Source organism: Massilia sp. P1_C10, from assembly GCF_056406475.1.
Map to the genome: position 1 here is coordinate 168294 of NZ_JBFUAC010000002.1, position 16904 is coordinate 185197.

Sequence of the window (16904 nt, forward strand, 5' to 3'; positions counted from 1 at the left end):
CGCCTTGCCGCCATTAACCGACTTACATGCGCCTGCTGCACACCTCCGACTGGCATCTCGGCCAGACCCTGCACAATTTCGACCGCGCGTACGAGCACCAGTGCTTCCTCGACTGGCTGCTCGACGCCATCGTGGACGAACAGGCCGACGCGCTGCTGATCTCGGGCGACGTGTTCGACACCGCCAATCCGTCGGCGGCGGCGCAGAAGCAGCTGTACCGGTTCCTGCAGCAGGCGCGCGCCCGCTCGCCGCAGCTCGATATCGTCGTCATCGCCGGCAACCACGATTCGCCCGGCCGCCTGGAAGCGCCCGGTCCGCTGCTCGAAGCGCACGGCACGGTGGTGGTCGGCCACGTAATGCGCAACGCCGGCGGCGAGATCGACCTCGAACGCATGCTGGTGCCGCTGCGCGACCAGCGCGGCGAAGTGGCCGCCTGGTGCGTCGCGATCCCGTTCCTGCGTCCGGGAGACCTGCCGCGCGCGATCGACGGCGAGGCGCCGGCCGATCCCTACTCGCACGGCATCGCCACGCTGTATCGGCAAGCGTACTCGCTGGCGCAGGCGCGGCGCCAACCCGGCCAGGCGATCCTGGCGATGGGGCATTGCCACATGGTCGACGGCCAGGCCTCGCTCGAATCCGAACGCCGCATCGTCATCGGCGGCACCGAGGCGCTGCCGGCCACCATGTTCGATCCGTCCATCGCCTACGTCGCGCTGGGCCACCTGCACCTCGCGCAGCGAGTCGGTCAGAAGGACCACATCCGCTACTGCGGCAGCCCGCTGCCGCTGTCGTTCGCCGAAGTCGGCTACCAGCACCAGGTGCTGCGCATCGACCTGGCCGACGGCGCCGCGCGCGAAGTCACGCCGCTGATGGTGCCGCGGCCGGTGCAGCTGCTGCGCGTGCCGCCGCAGCCGGCGCCTTTGGAACAGGCGCTGGCCGCGCTCGAGGCGCTGGAACTCGACCAGGACCTGCCGCCATGCGCCCATCCTTTCCTCGAAGTGCGGGTGCTGCTAGACGCGCCCGAGCCGGGGCTGCGCGGCCGCATCGAGGCGGCGCTGGCCGGTAAACCGGTGCGGCTGGCCAAGATCGAACCGACCCGGCGCCAGCAAACGGTGGCGCCGGAGACGGCGGCGATGACGCTCGACCAGCTGGCGCAGATGCAGCCGGACGATATCTTCCGACGCCTCTACCTGCAAAAGTATGGCGAGGAAGCGCCGGCGGACCAGCAATCCGCTTTTGCCGAACTGGTGCTGGCGGCCGGCGCGGAGAGCGCGCCATGAGGATCCTGAAAATCAGCGGCCGCAACCTGGCATCGCTGGCCGGCGAATTCTCGGTCGACTTCGAGCAGGAGCCGCTCGCGTCCGCGGGACTGTTCGCCATCAGCGGCCCGACCGGCGCCGGCAAGAGCACCCTGCTCGACGCCCTCTGCCTGGCGCTGTACGACGCCACGCCGCGCCTGCTCAAGCGCGGCGTCGGCAGCCAGTTGCCCGACGTCGGCAGCGACACGGTCACCGCGCAGGATCCGCGCTCGCTGCTGCGGCGCGGCGCCAGCGAAGCGGCCGCGCAAGTCGACTTCGTCGGCAACGATGGCGGCCGGTATCGCGCCAGCTGGAGCGTGCGGCGCGCGTACCGGCGCGCCAGCGGCGCCCTGCAAAGTTCGGAAATGGCGCTGCAGCGCCTGTCCGACCTGGTCATGCTGGGCAAGACCAAGACCGAGGTGCAGGATGAAATCGTGCTGCGCATCGGACTGTCGTTCGAACAGTTCACGCGCGCCGTGCTGCTGGCGCAGAACGAATTCTCGGCCTTCCTGAAGACCGAGGAAAACGAGCGCGGCGCGCTGCTGGAAACCCTGACCGGCAGCGCGATCTACAGCGACATTTCGAAGCGCGCGCACGAACGCTACAAGGCCGAGCAGAACGTGACCGCGCAGCTGGCGATGCGGCTGAAAGACCAGACTCCGCTGCCGCCCGAGGAACGCGCAGCGATCGACGCACAGCACGCCGCGGCCAATCTGGCGCTGGCCGCCGTCGACGCGCGCAAGGAAGCGCTGGAACAGCACCTGCGCTGGCACCAGGACGATTCCAGGCTGCGCCAGCACGAGGCGCAAGCGTCAGCGGACCTGGCCGCGGCCACCGAGCTAGCCGCCGCGGCGGCCGGACGCCGGCAGTCGCTGGCCACGCTCGACGCGGTGCAGCCGGCTCGCGCGCTGGTGGCCGAGTGCGAGCGGCTGGCCGCCGAACAAGCGACCCTGCATGCCGCGCTGGCGCAAGGCGAACTCGCCGTGCAAAACGCCGTCGCGGCGCAGGAGCATGCGGTTCTGGCGGCGACGAGCGCCGCCAGCGCGGTAGACATCGCGGTCAAGACCCAACGCGAGGCGGGTCCGCAACTGGATCGCGCGAAGCAGCTCGATGCGGCCCTCGCGACGCTGGCGCCGGCGCATGCAAAATCCGTCCTCGCCCGCGACGAAGCGATGCGCGACGCCGCGCTCGCGCAGGAGGCGCTGGCGGCCAAAGCCGCGCAGCTTGCGGAGACGCGTTCCGCGCGCGAAGCAGGCGAAGCCTGGCTGGCGGAGCATCGACATTTCGAACCGCTGGCGGCGCAATGGCCGCGCTGGAACAAACTGCTGGAGCAGGCCGGACAAGGCGCGGCGCTGCAAGCCACGCTTGCCGGCACACTGGCCACGGCGCAGCAAGCGGCGGAACGCGCCCGAACAGCGGACGCTGAAGCCCGGACAAAAGCTGAACAAGCCACGGCAATGCTGGCAGCCGCCGAAAGCGCGCGCCAGCAAGCGATCGCCAGGCTGGCCGCGTTCGACGCCAGCCAGATGCGCGCCGAGCGCACCCGGATCGACGCCCGCCGCGAGTCGCTCGCCGGCGGAGAAAGGATCTGGACCGACCTGGCGGCCACGCGCGCGCGCCTCCTGCAAGTGGTGGAGCAAGGCGCGCAGATCGCGGATTCGAAGGCTGTTGCGGAGGCAGCGCTGGCATTGGCGATTTCGCAATCCGCTTCGGTCGCAGCGGCCGCCGAACAAGCCGAACGTTCGCTCAGTGCCGCCGAACTGGCCTGCGCCGACAGCGTCGAGCACTTGCGCGCCGGCCTGGCCGATGACGAGCCATGTCCGGTGTGCGGCAGCGTCGACCATCCTTATCAGCACCAGGATGCGCGCCTGCACGCCATGCTGGCGACATTGCGCGACGAGGTCCAGCGTTGCCGCGCCCTGCTGCGCGAGAACGTGGCGCAGCAGGCCACCCACCGCGCCGGCGCCGATGCCGCGGCGGCCCAACTGGCCGTGCAGGCGCCCGAAGCGGCCGCGCTGGAGCAGCGTGCAAACGGTTTGACCGGGGATTGGCTGGCGCACCCCGCCAGCATCGAAGCGCCATCAGAGGACCAACGCGCCGGCTGGTTCGCCAGCCAGCTCGATGGATTGAAGGAACAATCGACCCGGCTCGACGCCCGCGAACAAGCAGTGCGGGATGCCGGCGCGGCGAAGGACGCAGCGCAGGCAAACTGCGACCAGGCGACCGCGAGCCTCGGGCGCCTTCAAGCCGAAGCAGTCGCGGCGCGCAGCCTGATGGTCGACGCAGTGAATGATCTCAACGCGCTGACCGGCCGGCGCGAGCAGGCCGCGTCCGCGCTCGCCGCGGTGCTGGAAGAACTCGGCGAGGCTTTCGAAGGCGACTGGCACGCGAAATGGCAGGCCGCTCCGGCGCGCTTCCGCGCCGCGCGCGAAGCCGACGCGCAGCAATGGAACGAACAGTCGGCGCAGCAGGCCAGGCGCGCGCTGGTGATCGGCACGCAGGAAGCGGAGCACGATGCGGCCCGGCTGCGCCTCGAGCAGGCGCGCAGGATCGAAACGCAGGCGCAAGCCGAATTTGCCCGCATCGACCTTGAGATCGCCGGGATGCGGCGCGAACGTGGCGATTTGTGGAACGGAGCGCCGGTGCGCGACGTGGAACTGGCGCTGGCCGGCGCCATCGATACGGCACGCGCAACGCTGGAACAGCAAAAGGCCGGCGCCGAACGTGCCGGCCAGGAGGTGGTCCGGGCCCGCGAGGCGCTGGCGCATAACACCAACAGGCGCGCGGAGGTCGCGGCCGCCGTCGATGCCGCCGCCGGGCGCGTGGCCGTCTGGCTGGCAGCCTTCCCCGCGCGCCATCCTGCGCTCGATCCGGTCGAGGGATTTGACGCACTGTCGGCGCTGCTGGCGGTGACGCCCGACGCCATCGGCCTTGAACGCGCCGCCATCGAAGCGCTCGACGCCGCAATGGCGAGGGCGTCGACAGTGCTGGCGGAGCGGCGCGCCCAGCGCGAGCAGCATCAACTGGTCGCGCCGCCGGACGCCGAAGCGGGCGCCGATCCGGTGGCTGCGGCGCTGGCCGGGGTCCTCGCCGAGCGCAAGGCCGCGGATGACCTGGCGGCCGGCCTGCGCCTGGCCGCGGCCCAGGACGACGCGCGCCGGACCATCGGCGCGGCGGTGCTGGCCGAAATCGAGACGCAGCAGGTGGCGGAGCGGCGCTGGGGCAAGCTGTCGGAGCTGATTGGTTCGCCTGACGGAAAGAAGTTTCGCAATTACGCGCAGCAGTTCACCCTCGACGTGCTGCTCGGGTACGCCAACAGCCACTTGTCGGAACTGGCCAGGCGTTACCGGCTGGAGCGGATTGTCAGCAACGGCGGACCGTCGCTCGGCCTGATGGTACGCGACCAGGACATGGGCGGCGAAGTCCGCGGCGTCAATTCGCTATCGGGCGGCGAGTCCTTCCTGGTGTCGTTGGCGCTGGCGCTGGGACTGGCCTCGCTGTCGTCGAATCGCGTGAAGGTCGAGTCGCTGTTCATCGACGAGGGCTTCGGCAGCCTCGATAGCGAGACGCTGCGGGTGGCGATGGATGCGCTGGACGGATTGCAGTCGATGGGCCGCAAGGTCGGCGTCATCTCGCACGTGCAGGAGATGACGGAGCGGATTTCGACGCGCATCGTGGTGCAGCCGTCAGGGGGCGGGAGCAGCAGCGTGACGGTGCAGTAAATACAAGAGGGACCCAGGTTCGCGGGACCGCGTCCCGAATGTTAAAATACCGCCCTCACCTTTCCTACAAATGCCTATCATGCTGAAACCTGCCCGCATCCTGACCTTTAAATGCGCCAAATGCTCGAAAGCGGTCAAAGTCTTCCTGCAAAAGGTATCGGCCTGCTCGCACATCCAGCCTTACCAGGGCATCTGCGACTGCGGCGAAGTGAAGCGCCACGCGACCGGGAACAAGGACGCCGTACAGTCATATCTCGCCTCGAACGGCGAGGGTTGGATGCATCATCATTAAAAATATCAAAAAAACAGCTAAAGTTATCAGATAACGCGTCGTTACCCTTCATATGCTCATCAACCACGATGAAGGCTGAACGATCATGTCACTGATTACCGCACTGGGCTCGCGCCCCTTCCAAGCGCTGTCGCCGCGTCCTGACTGGCAGGAAGGCGTCGGCGCGCAAGCCGCATCCGCTTCCGGCCAGTCGCCGGCGCCGATGCCCGTGGTCGAACCTGTCGCACAGGCGTCCGGCAACGTGAAGCTGTCGCAGCAGGCGCTGAATGCCCGCCTGGCTGACCTGGGCGACAAGACCGTCGACGCGGCCCAGAACCTGATCGGCAGCTTCGCGCAAAGCCTGTTCGGCGACGCCGCGAAAGGCGCCACCTTCAGCTTCGACGCGATCAGCATTTCGGCCGACACCAGTCTCTCTTCCCGGATAACCCACGCCTCGAGCGCCGGCGCCACCTTCGATTCGGCCGCGATCCGGTTCAACGAGAGCGCATCGTTCGTCGGCACCGGCAAGATCGTCACCAGCGACGGCCAATCTTACGATTTCACCGTCGAAGTCAATTACGAGGCGTCGGCATCGGCAAATGTCGAACAGGCCGCGGTGCCCGATTCCGTGAACCTGACCGGCAAGCAGCTGCCGCCGGTCGAATATCCGGGCAGCCTGTCCGACCTGTTCAAGGTGCTCGGCCGCCAGCTCGACGTAAAGACCGATTCCGGCAACGACGCCGAGGGCAAACTGTCGCTGCGCCTGATCCGCCTGGTGAACAGCGCCGCGCTGCTGGCGCCGAAGGTTCGCGCCGATGCGCCGGAAGCGACTCCCGCCGAGCGCAATCGCGCGCTGGCTTCCTACGCGCCGCCCGCCGACAGCACCACCGTCGCAACGGCGTAAAACCCCGGCCGGAAGGGCCGACCGCCTATAATGGCGGATTGTCCTTTTCGATTGTCCGCCATGTCCGATTCGCCAGTACCCGACGCCCCTGCCCGCATTTACTGGAGCGAAGGCGGCGCCGAGCGCTCGGCGCTATGGCGTTCCGAAAGCGGCATGCCGGCGCCAAAAAAGGTCGTCATCGCCAACGACCAGACCCCGGCCGACACGGCGTACCGCCTCGCCTGCGAAGGCACCGCCTTGCTATGGCGCGGCGACTTCCAGAACGCGCGCCAGCTGCTGCAGGCGCTGGCGCGGCGCGCCGACCACAAGGGAGGCAAGCGCGCCAAGGCGCCCAAGGTTCCAGCATCGCCGGCCGAAGCGTTCCACCTGCATCGCCAGGCGCAGTCGCAACGCGCGCGCACGCTGGCCATGCTGCTGATTCCGTTCGACGCCGACTACACGATTCCGCTGCGCCGCGCGCCCGACGTCACGCTGGCCTGCAATGAAGCCTACGGCCGCCCGACCGAGCCCTTCGTCGCCTCGCTGCGCGAACTGCTTGGCCTGATCGGCGCGCACGAGTGGCGCAAGAACGGCGTCGAGATTGCCGCGCTGGGCGCCCGCATCCATCCCTGGTACGGCGTGTTTTCGCCGATCCGCGGCGAGTACCTCGAGCTGGTCAACCAGGCCCCGCTGCCGGCCGGCGCCAAGCTGGCGTTCGACATCGGCACCGGCACCGGCGTGCTGGCGGCGCTGCTGGCGCGGCGCGGCGTGACAAAAGTGATCGCCACCGACATGGACCAGCGCGCGCTGTCGTGCGCGCGCGAGAACCTGCACCGTCTCGGCGTCGACGACCGCGTCGACGTCGTGCAGGCCGACCTGTTCCCGGAAGGCCAGGCGCCGCTCATCGTGTGCAATCCGCCATGGCTGCCGGGCCGCCCGAGTTCTTCGATCGAGGCCGCGATCTACGATCCCGAAAGCCGCATGCTCAAAGGCTTCATCAAAGGACTGGCCGCGCACCTCGCTCCCGGCGGCGAAGGCTGGCTGGTCCTGTCCGACCTGGCCGAGCACCTCGGCCTGCGTCCGCGCGAACAGCTGATGGCGATGATCGAAGCGGCCGGCCTGAAGGTCGTCGCGCGCCACGATGTGCGGCCCACGCATCCGCGCGCGAGCGACGCCAGCGACCCGCTGCATGCCGCGCGCGCGGCGGAAGTGACCTCGCTCTGGCGCCTCGCCGCACAATAGAAAAGCCCGCCATTGCGCGAGCGGCCCATCGTCTGTATAATCGGTCCTGCGGGGTGGAGCAGTCTGGCAGCTCGTCGGGCTCATAACCCGAAGGTCACAGGTTCAAATCCTGTCCCCGCAACCAAACACTGTGTTAAACATCAAGCCCGACTCTTGTAGCCGGGCTTTTGTTTTCTGCGGCGCGAAAAGCGCACAGCAAACAAAGCAGCGACGAAGCGACATGAGAGACAAAAAAGACAACGCGACGTTAGACCTGTTGGGCTTCGATGACGATCTGGCGCCGGCGCCCGCCGCGATGCCCGTACCGGCCAGGCGCGCCGCGCGCATTCGCACTGCCGGCCTGCGCCAGGAACAGCTCGAACTGCTCGACGAAACCGACGCCTCCGGCCTGCCCGTCTGGCGCCGCGACGAAGGCACCGACCTGACCGGCCTGCCCGTGTGGGCCGCCTCCTGCTAGACTGGCGCATTCGCCCACTCCGCAATTCCCTGCCCCTTTTGTATCGGCCCCACCAATGACGCTCAACGCCTTTTCCACGCTGCCGCTGGCGCCAGCCATGCTCGACAACCTCGACGCCCTCGGCTACCGCGAGATGACCACGATCCAGGCCGAAAGCCTGCCGGCGGTGCTGGAAGGCCGCGACCTGATTGCCCAGGCCAAGACCGGCAGCGGCAAGACCGCGGCGTTCGGCATCGGCATCCTGCACAAGCTGAACCCGGCGTGGTTCGCGATCCAGGGACTGGTGATGTGCCCGACCCGCGAGCTGGCCGACCAGGTGGCCAACGAGTTGCGCCGGCTGGCGCGCGGCGTCGGCAACGTCAAGGTGCTGACGCTGACCGGCGGCACAGCGATGCGCCCGCAGATCGCCTCGCTCGAACACGGCGCCCACATCGTGGTCGGCACGCCGGGACGCATCCGCGACCACCTCGGGCGCGGCACCATCAACCTGGACAAGGTGCAGACCCTAGTGCTGGACGAAGCGGACCGCATGACCGACATGGGCTTCTACGACGAGATCGCCGGCATCGTCAGCGCCTGCCCGGCGCGGCGCCAGACCTTGCTGTTCTCGGCCACCTACCCGGACGACATCCGCATCGCCACCGAGCACTTCCTGCGCGATCCGCTCGAAGTGACGGTCGAAGCGCAGCACGGCGCCGACCAGATCGAGCAGCGCTTTTACGAAGTCGGCTTCGACGAGCGCGATGCCGCGGTCGGCAAGCTGCTCAAGCATTTCAAGCCGGCGTCCACGCTGGCCTTCTGCAATACCAAGGTCCATTGCCGCGAACTGGCCGAAGAACTGCGCTCGCAGGGTTTCTCGGCCCTCGCGCTGTACGGCGAACTGGAACAGCGCGAACGCGACGAGATCCTGGTGCTGTTCGCGAACCGCAGCTGCTCGGTGCTGGTGGCGACCGACGTCGCCGCGCGCGGCCTCGACATCGCCAACCTGGGCGCCGTGATCAACGTCGACGTGTCGAAGGACACCGAGGTCCACATCCACCGCGTGGGCCGCACCGGCCGCGCCGGCGAATCGGGGCTGGCGCTGTCGCTGTGCGCGCCCAACGAAAAGAAGTGGGTGCGCCTGATCGAGGAGTACCAGGGCGCGCCGGTCAGCTGGCACGACCTGAAGGAACTCGACGACGAGCAGAACGAGGAAGCGGCGCCGGCGCCGATGGTCACGCTGGTCATCAGCGGCGGCAAGAAGGACAAGCTGCGCCCGGGCGACCTGCTGGGCGCGCTGACCGGCGACGCCGGCCTGCTGAAGGAACAAGTCGGCAAGATCAACGTGACCGAATTCCAGACTTATGTCGCGCTGGACCGCCATGTGGCCGAGCAGGCGTTCGCGCGCCTGAACGCCGGCAACAAGCTGGGCCCCGATTTCGGCAACATCAAGGGCCGCAGCTTCAAGATGCGCTTCATCAACGCCTGAAGCTGCCGTTGCGGATGACGCACGTTTGCGCGTGCACTCCAATGCCAAATCTGGCATTATTGCTGTAGATAAACATAAGGCGCTTCGCCGCCTGGATAATATGACAACGCAATCTGCTGCCGCCGCGGTCGCCGGGAACGAGTCGCCCGAAGCGCTCGCCCTGAAGCACGCTTTCCTGCGCGGCGCCGGGATCGCGCCCGAAGCCATCTCCGCCGAACTGACGCCGGACCTGATGGAATTGATCGGCAAGCTGCTGGCCGATTCGCTGCAGGGATCGATCGAGCAGCTCGCGCTGCGCTCGCTGGTGAAGCAGGAAGTGCATGCAGACCAGACGATGGTGTTGGTGCGCAACAACAATCCCCTCAAATTCTTCCCCGACAGCCAGACCGTGCTGACCCAGATGCTGCGCAAGAAGATGCCCGGTTTTATGGAACCGCTCGAAGCGGTGGCCGACGCGCGCCACGACCTGCGCGGCCACCAGCTCGGCGTGGTTGCCGGCGCCAGCGCCAGCGTGCGCGCGCTGATGGAGCGGGTCGAACCGGCCCGCCTCGAAGCGTCGCAGGCGGCGCCGGGCCTGCTCGACAAGCTGGCGCCGTCGCGCCGCCAGGCCGCGCTGTGGCAGCAGTTCGTGCGGGAGTACGGCGTCATCGCCGGCGAGTCGCACGACCAGTTCAAGACCGTGTTCGGCCCCGCCTTCCTCAAGGCCTACGAACAGGAAGTCGCGCGCTTCAACGACGAGGCGCGCAATGCATAACGGCGCCGCGGTGCGCCTGTCGTGGGCGCAGGTCAGCGAGACCGGCATGCGCGCATCGAACCAGGATGCGATCGGCGCGGCGCGCAACGGCGACCTGGCCTGCTTCGCGATCGCCGACGGCACGGGCGGGCACGAAGGCGGCGAAGTCGCCTCGCGCCTCGCGGTCGATTCGCTGATTCGCGCCTTCTGCGACGCGCCGGCGTTCGGCACGCCGGCATTGCTCGGCTACGTGGGACGCGCAATCGAGCAGGTGGAGAGCAGCAAGCGCAGCGACCCTGAATTGTCCGACATGAGCACCACGCTCGCCGCCGTGCTGGTCGATCAGCACGAAGGGCGCGCGGTGTGGGCGCATCTGGGCGACACCCGCGTCTACCTGTTCCGCGCCGGCCGCGTGCACGCCGTCACGCGCGACCACAGCCTGGCGCAGCAGCTGGTGGACGCCGGCTATGCGAATGCCGCGCAACTGCGCGAGCACCCGCAGCGCAATATCCTGCTGGCGGCCGTCGGCGCCCAGGGCGAGATACCGGTAGCCGCGGGCGAAGCGGTCGCGCTCGAAGCGGGCGACGCCCTGCTCGCCTGCAGCGACGGCCTGTGGGAATGGGTCCGCGAAGACGAAATGGAACACGCGCTGGCGCAAAGCAGCCGCAGCGAGGACTGGCTGGCCGCGATGTGCGCCACGGCCGACGCCGCGGTCAAGGCCGCCCGCAAGGCGCGCGACAACTATTCGGCGTACGCGATCCGCGTGCACCAGCCGGAAGCGGCGACATGAGCACTTTACCGGTAACGGGCGGCGGCGACGCCGCCACGGTCGGCCGCGGCTCGGAGAACTGCCTGCCGATCGGCACGCGGCTGTCCGACTTCGAGATCACCGGCATCCTCGGCGAAGGCGGCTTCGGCATCGTCTACATCGCCTACGACCATTCGCTGCACCGCACCGTCGCGATCAAGGAATACATGCCGTCGGCGCTGGCCATGCGCGGCGGCGACCGCGGCGTGTCGCTGCGCGCCGAGCGCCACCAGGACACCTTCAAGCTTGGCCTGAAAAGCTTCATCAACGAAGCGCGCTTCCTGGCGCAGTTCGACCATCCGTCGCTGGTGAAGGTGTACCGCTTCTGGGAACAGAACCGCACCGCGTACACGGCGATGAAGTATTACGAAGGCCGCACGATCAAGGAGATCGTTGCCGCAAGCCCTGAGCTGATCGACGAGGCGTGGTGCCGCAAGATCCTGCGCCAGATCCTGCAGGCGCTCGAGATGCTGTACACGATGCAGATCCTGCACCGCGATGTCGCGCCGGACAACATCATCATCCAGGAAAACGGCGATGCGGTGCTGCTCGACTTCGGGTCGGCGCGCCAGATCATCGGCGACATGACCAAGGGGCTGACGGTGATCCTCAAGCCCGGCTATGCGCCGGTCGAACAGTACGCCGGCGACGCCTCGCTCGAACAGGGCGCGTTCACCGACATCTACGCGCTGGCGGCCGTGATGTACTTCGCCATCGTCAAGCAGGCGCCGCCAAGCTCGATCGCGCGCATGATCAAGGACCCGATTACGCCGCTGGCGATCCAGGCGCCGGAAGGCTTCAGCCCGTCGTTCCTGGCGGCGATCGACAAGGGGCTGGCGGTGCTGGCGCAGGACCGGCCGCAGACCATCGACGCGTTCCGCGAACTGCTCGGCATCGTCTCGCTGGGACCGCCGCCTGTGCGCGCCGGGGGGGCCGCGCAGCGCGGGATGCCGCCGGTGCGCACCGACGAGCCGCCTGCCGAGATCCGGATGCCGGTCGAAGGCGCGCCGGAACAGGCGCGGCCGGCGGTTGCCATGCCGGCGCCGCGCAGCCGCTGGCCGTTCATCGCCGGCGCCGCCGCGGTGCTGGCGATCGCCACTGCCGGACTGTATGCGCTGGTTCACAACGCCGGCGACGACACCATCATGGTCGCGCAGCAGCATAACGCCGCGCCGGCGCCCGCTCCGGCGAAAGGTCTCGATCCGACCGAATCGGTGGTGGAAGTGTCGCCGCCGCTGGCGTCGACGCCCGCGCCGGTGGCCGAAGTACCGCCCGCGGAGGTCAAGCCCGCTCCGGCGCCGGTTTCCGCACCCGCTCCGGCAGCGGTGGAGACGGTGTCGTACACGCTCGCCATCAAGCCCTGGGGCACGGTGTATGTGGACGGCCGCGAGCGCGGCGTGACGCCGCCGATGAAAAAACTGGTTCTGCCGGCCGGCAAACACAAGATCCGCATCGTCAATCCGAGCTTCCCCGAGTACTCGATCAATCTCACCGCGACCAAGAATAAGAACGGCGCGATCGAACACGACTTCGCCACGGCGAAAAAATAACCGTATCAGGACTCACCATGAAGATTCGCATCCTCCTCCCGATCGCCTGCCTGCTTACCGGCTGCGCCAGCATGCCGTTCGGCGCCGGCAAGGACACCAAGGCCGCAAGCGCGCACGCCGAAGCCGCCGCGCCGGCGCCCGTGTCATCCGGCCTGAAGGAAGGCATCGCCTTGTACAACAACGGCGACTACAACGGCGCGATCAAGCGCCTGGGCCAGGCCGACGTCACCGGCGGCGCCAAGGCCACCCAGCTCGAAGCGCTTAAATACACCGCGTTCAGCTATTGCCTCACGTCGCGCACGACGCTGTGCCGCCAGCAGTTCGAAAAAGCGTTCAAGCTCGATCCGTCTTTCGACCTCGATCCGGGCGAGCACGGTCACCCGCTGTGGGGACCGGTCTTCGTCAAGGCGAAGAAGGCAAAGTAAGTCACAGCTTGCGCTCGTACGCGAGCCGGATCGTCGCCCAGGTCGGCGTCGCGACCCCGGTTCGCAGGCTGCCGCTTCCATCCGCGAAGCGCGACTGCGCCAGGTGATCCTGGCCCAGCAGGTTGGCGCCCGTCAGACGCCACTGGCTGTGCGCGTCGACGCGCCAGGTCGCCACCAATCCCAGTTCGCGTTGAACGCCCGCCCATCCCGCTCTCCCTTCCGACAGGCGCGACCTTGCGCCGCCCTGGAAACTGTAAGTCGCGCCCAGCGTCACCGGCACGCCCCGCATGGTGTGGTCGACGCCCAGGCTGGCACTGAGCGGCGGCTGGTTCGCCAGCCGGTTGTCCGGTCCCGGAACGCTTTCCACGCGCGACCAGTTGCGCGCGAGGTTGGCGCGCAGGTCGAACGCCTGCCACGGGAACCTGGTTTCAAGTTCGATGCCGCGGACGGTGGCGCGGCCCGCATTCACCGGCATGCTGATCCACGTTGCGCCAAGCTGCCGCACCCGCTCGATCGTCACGTCGTCGATCCGGCGCGCGTAGGCGCTTGCGCTGGCCATCGCGTTCTTGCCGAAGTAGCGCTCGTACGCCAGGTCGATCCCCAACGCGCGCTCGGGCAGCAGGTGCGGATTGCCCTGCATGTCGGCGCTGAGCGCGCTGTTGTGGTTGTCGACCGTGTAGCGCCGCATCGCCAGGTTGATCAGGGACGGCATCTTGAAAGTGCGCGACAGGCCGGCGCGCACCTGCTGCTTGTCCGATAGTTTGAACAGCGCCTGCATGAGCGGGCTCAGGATGCTGGTGCGCCGGTCGACCTGGTCGAATGCGTCGCCGCTTGTGGCGATGCGCATCGTCTCCCAGCGCAGGCCGCTGGAGAGGGACCAGGCCGGTGTGATCGCCCAGTCGTCCTGCGCGAACAGCGCGAGGCGATCGAGCTGCGCGGCGCTGATCTCATTGGCGGCGGCGCGGTCGAAGCGCTGCTCGGTGCGCCGGCCGTGCGCAGCGTCCCAGCCGGCTGTCAGCGCATGTCCGCCGTCGAACGAGCGGGAATATTTGCCGTCCAGGGTGGCGTTGTCCTCCACCGCCGATGAATCGACGATGCGCACTACCGTTCCTCCATCGAACCTGTTGGTCGCGCGGCGGCTGAAACGGTTGCGCGCCAGCCTGACGTCCCAGCGGCCGCCGCCTTCGGGCTGGTGCAGCCATTGCAGGTCGCTGCGGACGGTCTCGGCGTGCGCGTGGAAAAATGTCGCGTTATCCGGAAACGGCGTCGGCGCGCCAAGCACGGTGTCGTCGTGCGAACGCGTGGTCAGGTCCAGCCGCAGGAAGCGAATGAAATTCTGCGACGTCAGCGTGTCGCCGTTCGGCAACGTCCAGGTAAAGCGCGGCGTGAGGTTCAGCGTTGGGCGAACATCTTCCTGGCGAACCTGGGTCTGGCGCCGCAGGGTCGGACCGCCTGCGCTGTCGAACCCGAGTTCGTCGTCAAGCTCGGAGGTGTACGTATGGGCACCTGTCGCCACACCCGCCATCGTCGCCGACCAGCCGACACCCTTGATATTCCACTGCCCGCTCGCGTCCGGTGTGAGCGCGCCGTTGTTGGCGGCCAGTCCCAGCTTGAACTCCTGCTGGCCGCGCGGCGCGCTTTTGCGCAGCACGATATTGACCGTGCCTGCAATCGCCTGCGCGCCCGTGGCGGCGGTCGCCACGCGCATGATTTCAACGCGCTCGATCAGCTCCGGCGAGATGCTGTCGATCGAAAACCCCTGCGGCACGGGCTGGCCGTTCAGCAGCACCTGCGTGTAGCCGTTGCCGAGGCCGCGCATGCGGATCTCGCCGCCGCGGCCCTGCACGCCGCCGATGGTGATGCCGGGGACGCGCTTGAGCGCATCGGCCACGGTCTGGTCGCCGAAGCGCAGCAGTTCGTCGCGGCCGACGACGGTCGTCGCGGCGGTGTCCATCTGGCGCGCGCGGTCGCGGCTTCCGGTGATCTCCACGGTCTGGGCGAGCACGCCGGCGGAACATAACAACAGGGCCAGGCTTGCGGTACTGTGCATCTTCGATCCATTCAGGTAAAAAGAGTCCGCGCCGCGCGGTTGGCGCGGCGTTGGATGTGTTTCGGGGGATTAGCGAGGGCGCGAGCGCAGTGCCGACGCGGTGGCGTTTGCGCCAAGGCCGGACATGACGGTTTCGGGGTTCACGGGCTGCCCCGATTGCCGCACTTCGAAGTGCAGGTGCGGACCGGTTGCCTTGCCGGTCGCGCCCGACATGCCGATCACCTGGCCCGCCTTGACCGTGTCGCCCGCTGCGACCACGCGGCGGTCCAGGTGCGCGTAGAAGGAAGAGGCGCCATTCGCGTGCGCGACGAGGATGGTCTTGCCGAACTTGGCGCCGCCCGCATCGAGGTCGGTGGACGCGGTCACCACGCCGTCGGCGCTGGCCAGCACGGGGGTGCCGGTCCGTGCGATGAAATCGATGCCGCGGTGTCCGTTCGGCCGCGATGGCGAGACGACGCCGAAGAAGCTCGACACGCGCGCATGATCGAGCGGTGCGCTCCATTCGACCGGCGCCGGAGCCGCCATCGGCAGGCGCCACGCGAAGGCCGGCTGCAGCGCCAGGCTGGCGGCGAGCACCGCGCCGAAACCGGCCAGCACCGCGAAGCGCGCCAGGATGCCGGCAGCGGGAGCGCCGCCCTGGCGGATCATGAGCATTCGCGCGGTCAGCGATGGCCCGCCGAAGGCCAGCGCTGTACCGCCGCCGATGCGCTGGAGCTTGAACTGTTCGACCAGCGCCGCGGCGTAGGCGCGATGCTGCGCCTGCGGACGCTGCGCCAGCACCTGCCGGTCGCAGCCCAGTTCCTGCGCCCAGGCCAGGCGGGCGCCGAGGGCGCGCATCGCGGGATTGAACCACAGCGCGGTCTGCGCGGCGATGCTGGCGGCCATCCACATCGGATCGCGGCGGCTCAGGTGCGCCAGTTCGTGCGCGACGATCATCTGCCGCTGGACGGTGTTGAAGTCGCGCAGGTGGCGCGGCAACAGCAAAACCGGACGAAATACGCCGATCAGCATGGGCGAGACGCCGGCGTCGGTTTCGAAGACGTCGATCGAGGCAGCGGCAACATGGTCCGTCAGGCGCGTCGCGCCGTGAACCAGCCGGCGCAACGCGCGTTGCGCCAGCATCAAGCGGGCTATCGCGGCGAGCGCACCGGCGACGTAAATCACCAGCCATGCCTTCGCGGCGATTCCAAGCCAGTCGGCCGGCGCAACGGACGCGGGTTCGGCCAGCGCCATCGCGCCCGGCTGCGGACCTGGAGCGGCCACGGCGTCGATCTCGATGGCCGGCATCACGCTGAGCGATTCGCGTTGAGGCATGAGTACCAGCACCAGGGTGGCGACGGCCAGCGCCTGCGCCAGCAGCCAGGCGGTGCGCGACACCGCCAGCGCTGGCCAGCGGCGGCAGGCCAGCGCCAGCATCGCCCATGCGGCGCCGGCGGCCAGCACGCAGCCGAGGCAGGCCTGCAGGAACTGCAGCGCGATCAGGCCGGCGCCGTTCACTGGCCACCCTCTTTCTCGCCGGGCCAGTCCTGCAGCATCTGTTCGAGCTGTTCGAGCTCCTTCCGGTCGATCAGCTTACTGCCGGTGAACATATTGGCCGGCAGCGGGCCGTCCATCTCCATTACGCGGCGGCCGAAGTCGTGCGCGAACGCGGCCAGGGTGGAGACCTTTTCGAGCTGCGCTTCGTAGACTTGCACGCCGTGGCGCAGCTGCTGGCTGACCATCGATTTTTCCAGCATGCGTTCGAGGGTCTTGCGGGTCGACGAGAAGGACCAGCCAAGTTCGGGCTCGACGCGCTGGTGCAGTTCGCGCGCGCTCAGGGGCTGCTCTTTCCAGAGCGCCTTGAGCAGGCTTAGTTCGGACATCGATGGGACGGACATGCTTGAAACCTCCCGCGTGTGACGATGGAGGCAAGTATGCGACATATGTCGCATTCGCGTCAAGCGCTAATGTCGGGCCGCTCGCCACCGAGCCCCGAACAAAACCGGGGTCAGGTCCGG

Annotated in this window: 14 protein-coding genes and 1 tRNA gene; 12 read left to right on the forward strand and 3 right to left on the reverse strand. The window is 68.3% G+C overall.

From position 1 onward, the window contains the following. Positions 1-26 precede the first annotated feature (26 nt). From AC1D02_RS04905 to AC1D02_RS04960, 12 genes are all read left to right on the forward strand, one after another. Entirely contained in the window at positions 27-1280 is a 1254-nt protein-coding gene (locus tag AC1D02_RS04905) for an exonuclease SbcCD subunit D C-terminal domain-containing protein (protein ID WP_477314305.1), read from the forward strand. Continuing rightward, positions 1277-5020 (forward strand): AAA family ATPase, encoded by a 3744-nt coding sequence (locus AC1D02_RS04910; protein WP_477314307.1) that lies wholly within the window; start codon positions 1277-1279, stop codon positions 5018-5020. The genes AC1D02_RS04905 and AC1D02_RS04910 overlap by 4 nt, the downstream gene beginning before the upstream one ends. A 79-nt stretch (positions 5021-5099) precedes the next feature. Next, positions 5100-5312, forward strand: a complete 213-nt coding sequence (locus AC1D02_RS04915) for a hypothetical protein (protein ID WP_305511994.1) — start codon at positions 5100-5102, stop codon at positions 5310-5312. Positions 5313-5397: 85 nt separating this feature from the next. Continuing rightward, entirely contained in the window at positions 5398-6195 is a 798-nt protein-coding gene (locus tag AC1D02_RS04920; protein WP_477314309.1) for a hypothetical protein, read from the forward strand. A 60-nt stretch (positions 6196-6255) separates the two neighbouring features. Continuing rightward, positions 6256-7416 (forward strand): methyltransferase, encoded by a 1161-nt coding sequence (locus AC1D02_RS04925; protein WP_477314311.1) that lies wholly within the window; start codon positions 6256-6258, stop codon positions 7414-7416. Between the two features lie 47 nt (positions 7417-7463). Then, positions 7464-7540 (forward strand) — tRNA-Met (locus AC1D02_RS04930). 96 nt (positions 7541-7636) lie between these two features. Continuing rightward, the gene (locus tag AC1D02_RS04935) at positions 7637-7873 is read left to right on the forward strand and encodes a hypothetical protein (RefSeq protein WP_477314313.1); all 237 of its coding nucleotides are present in this window, start codon (positions 7637-7639) and stop codon (positions 7871-7873) included. Between the two features lie 55 nt (positions 7874-7928). Beyond that, positions 7929-9341, forward strand: coding sequence for an ATP-dependent RNA helicase DbpA (gene dbpA / locus AC1D02_RS04940; protein WP_477314315.1), 1413 nt, complete (start codon positions 7929-7931; stop codon positions 9339-9341). Between the two features lie 100 nt (positions 9342-9441). Next, positions 9442-10095: a type VI secretion system-associated FHA domain protein TagH gene (gene tagH / locus AC1D02_RS04945; protein ID WP_477314317.1), complete on the forward strand. Its 654-nt coding sequence runs from the start codon at positions 9442-9444 to the stop codon at positions 10093-10095. After that, a complete protein-coding gene (locus AC1D02_RS04950; protein ID WP_477314319.1) occupies positions 10088-10864 on the forward strand; it encodes a PP2C family protein-serine/threonine phosphatase in 777 nt (258 codons plus the stop codon). Before tagH ends, AC1D02_RS04950 begins: the two co-directional genes overlap by 8 nt. Further along, positions 10861-12432, forward strand: a complete 1572-nt coding sequence (locus AC1D02_RS04955) for a protein kinase domain-containing protein (protein ID WP_477314321.1) — start codon at positions 10861-10863, stop codon at positions 12430-12432. The genes AC1D02_RS04950 and AC1D02_RS04955 overlap by 4 nt, the downstream gene beginning before the upstream one ends. Positions 12433-12449: 17 nt before the next feature. Next, positions 12450-12857 carry a TssQ family T6SS-associated lipoprotein gene (locus AC1D02_RS04960; RefSeq protein WP_477314323.1) on the forward strand — a complete coding sequence of 136 codons (408 nt, stop codon included), beginning with the start codon at positions 12450-12452 and terminating at the stop codon, positions 12855-12857. 1 nt (position 12858) lies between these two features. Here the strand turns inward: AC1D02_RS04960 and AC1D02_RS04965 are convergent, their stop codons facing one another. The 3 genes from AC1D02_RS04965 to AC1D02_RS04975 all read right to left on the reverse strand — a co-directional run bounded on the left by AC1D02_RS04965 (position 12859) and on the right by AC1D02_RS04975 (position 16784). Continuing rightward, on the reverse strand, positions 12859-14907 hold the full coding sequence (locus AC1D02_RS04965; protein WP_477314325.1) for a TonB-dependent receptor plug domain-containing protein: 2049 nt from the start codon (positions 14905-14907) through the stop codon (positions 12859-12861). Positions 14908-14976: 69 nt separating this feature from the next. Then, positions 14977-16404 carry a peptidoglycan DD-metalloendopeptidase family protein gene (locus AC1D02_RS04970; RefSeq protein ID WP_477314327.1) on the reverse strand — a complete coding sequence of 476 codons (1428 nt, stop codon included), beginning with the start codon at positions 16402-16404 and terminating at the stop codon, positions 14977-14979. Beyond that, on the reverse strand, positions 16401-16784 hold the full coding sequence (locus AC1D02_RS04975; protein ID WP_477314329.1) for a BlaI/MecI/CopY family transcriptional regulator: 384 nt from the start codon (positions 16782-16784) through the stop codon (positions 16401-16403). Before AC1D02_RS04975 ends, AC1D02_RS04970 begins: the two co-directional genes overlap by 4 nt. Positions 16785-16904: the final 120 nt, after the last annotated feature.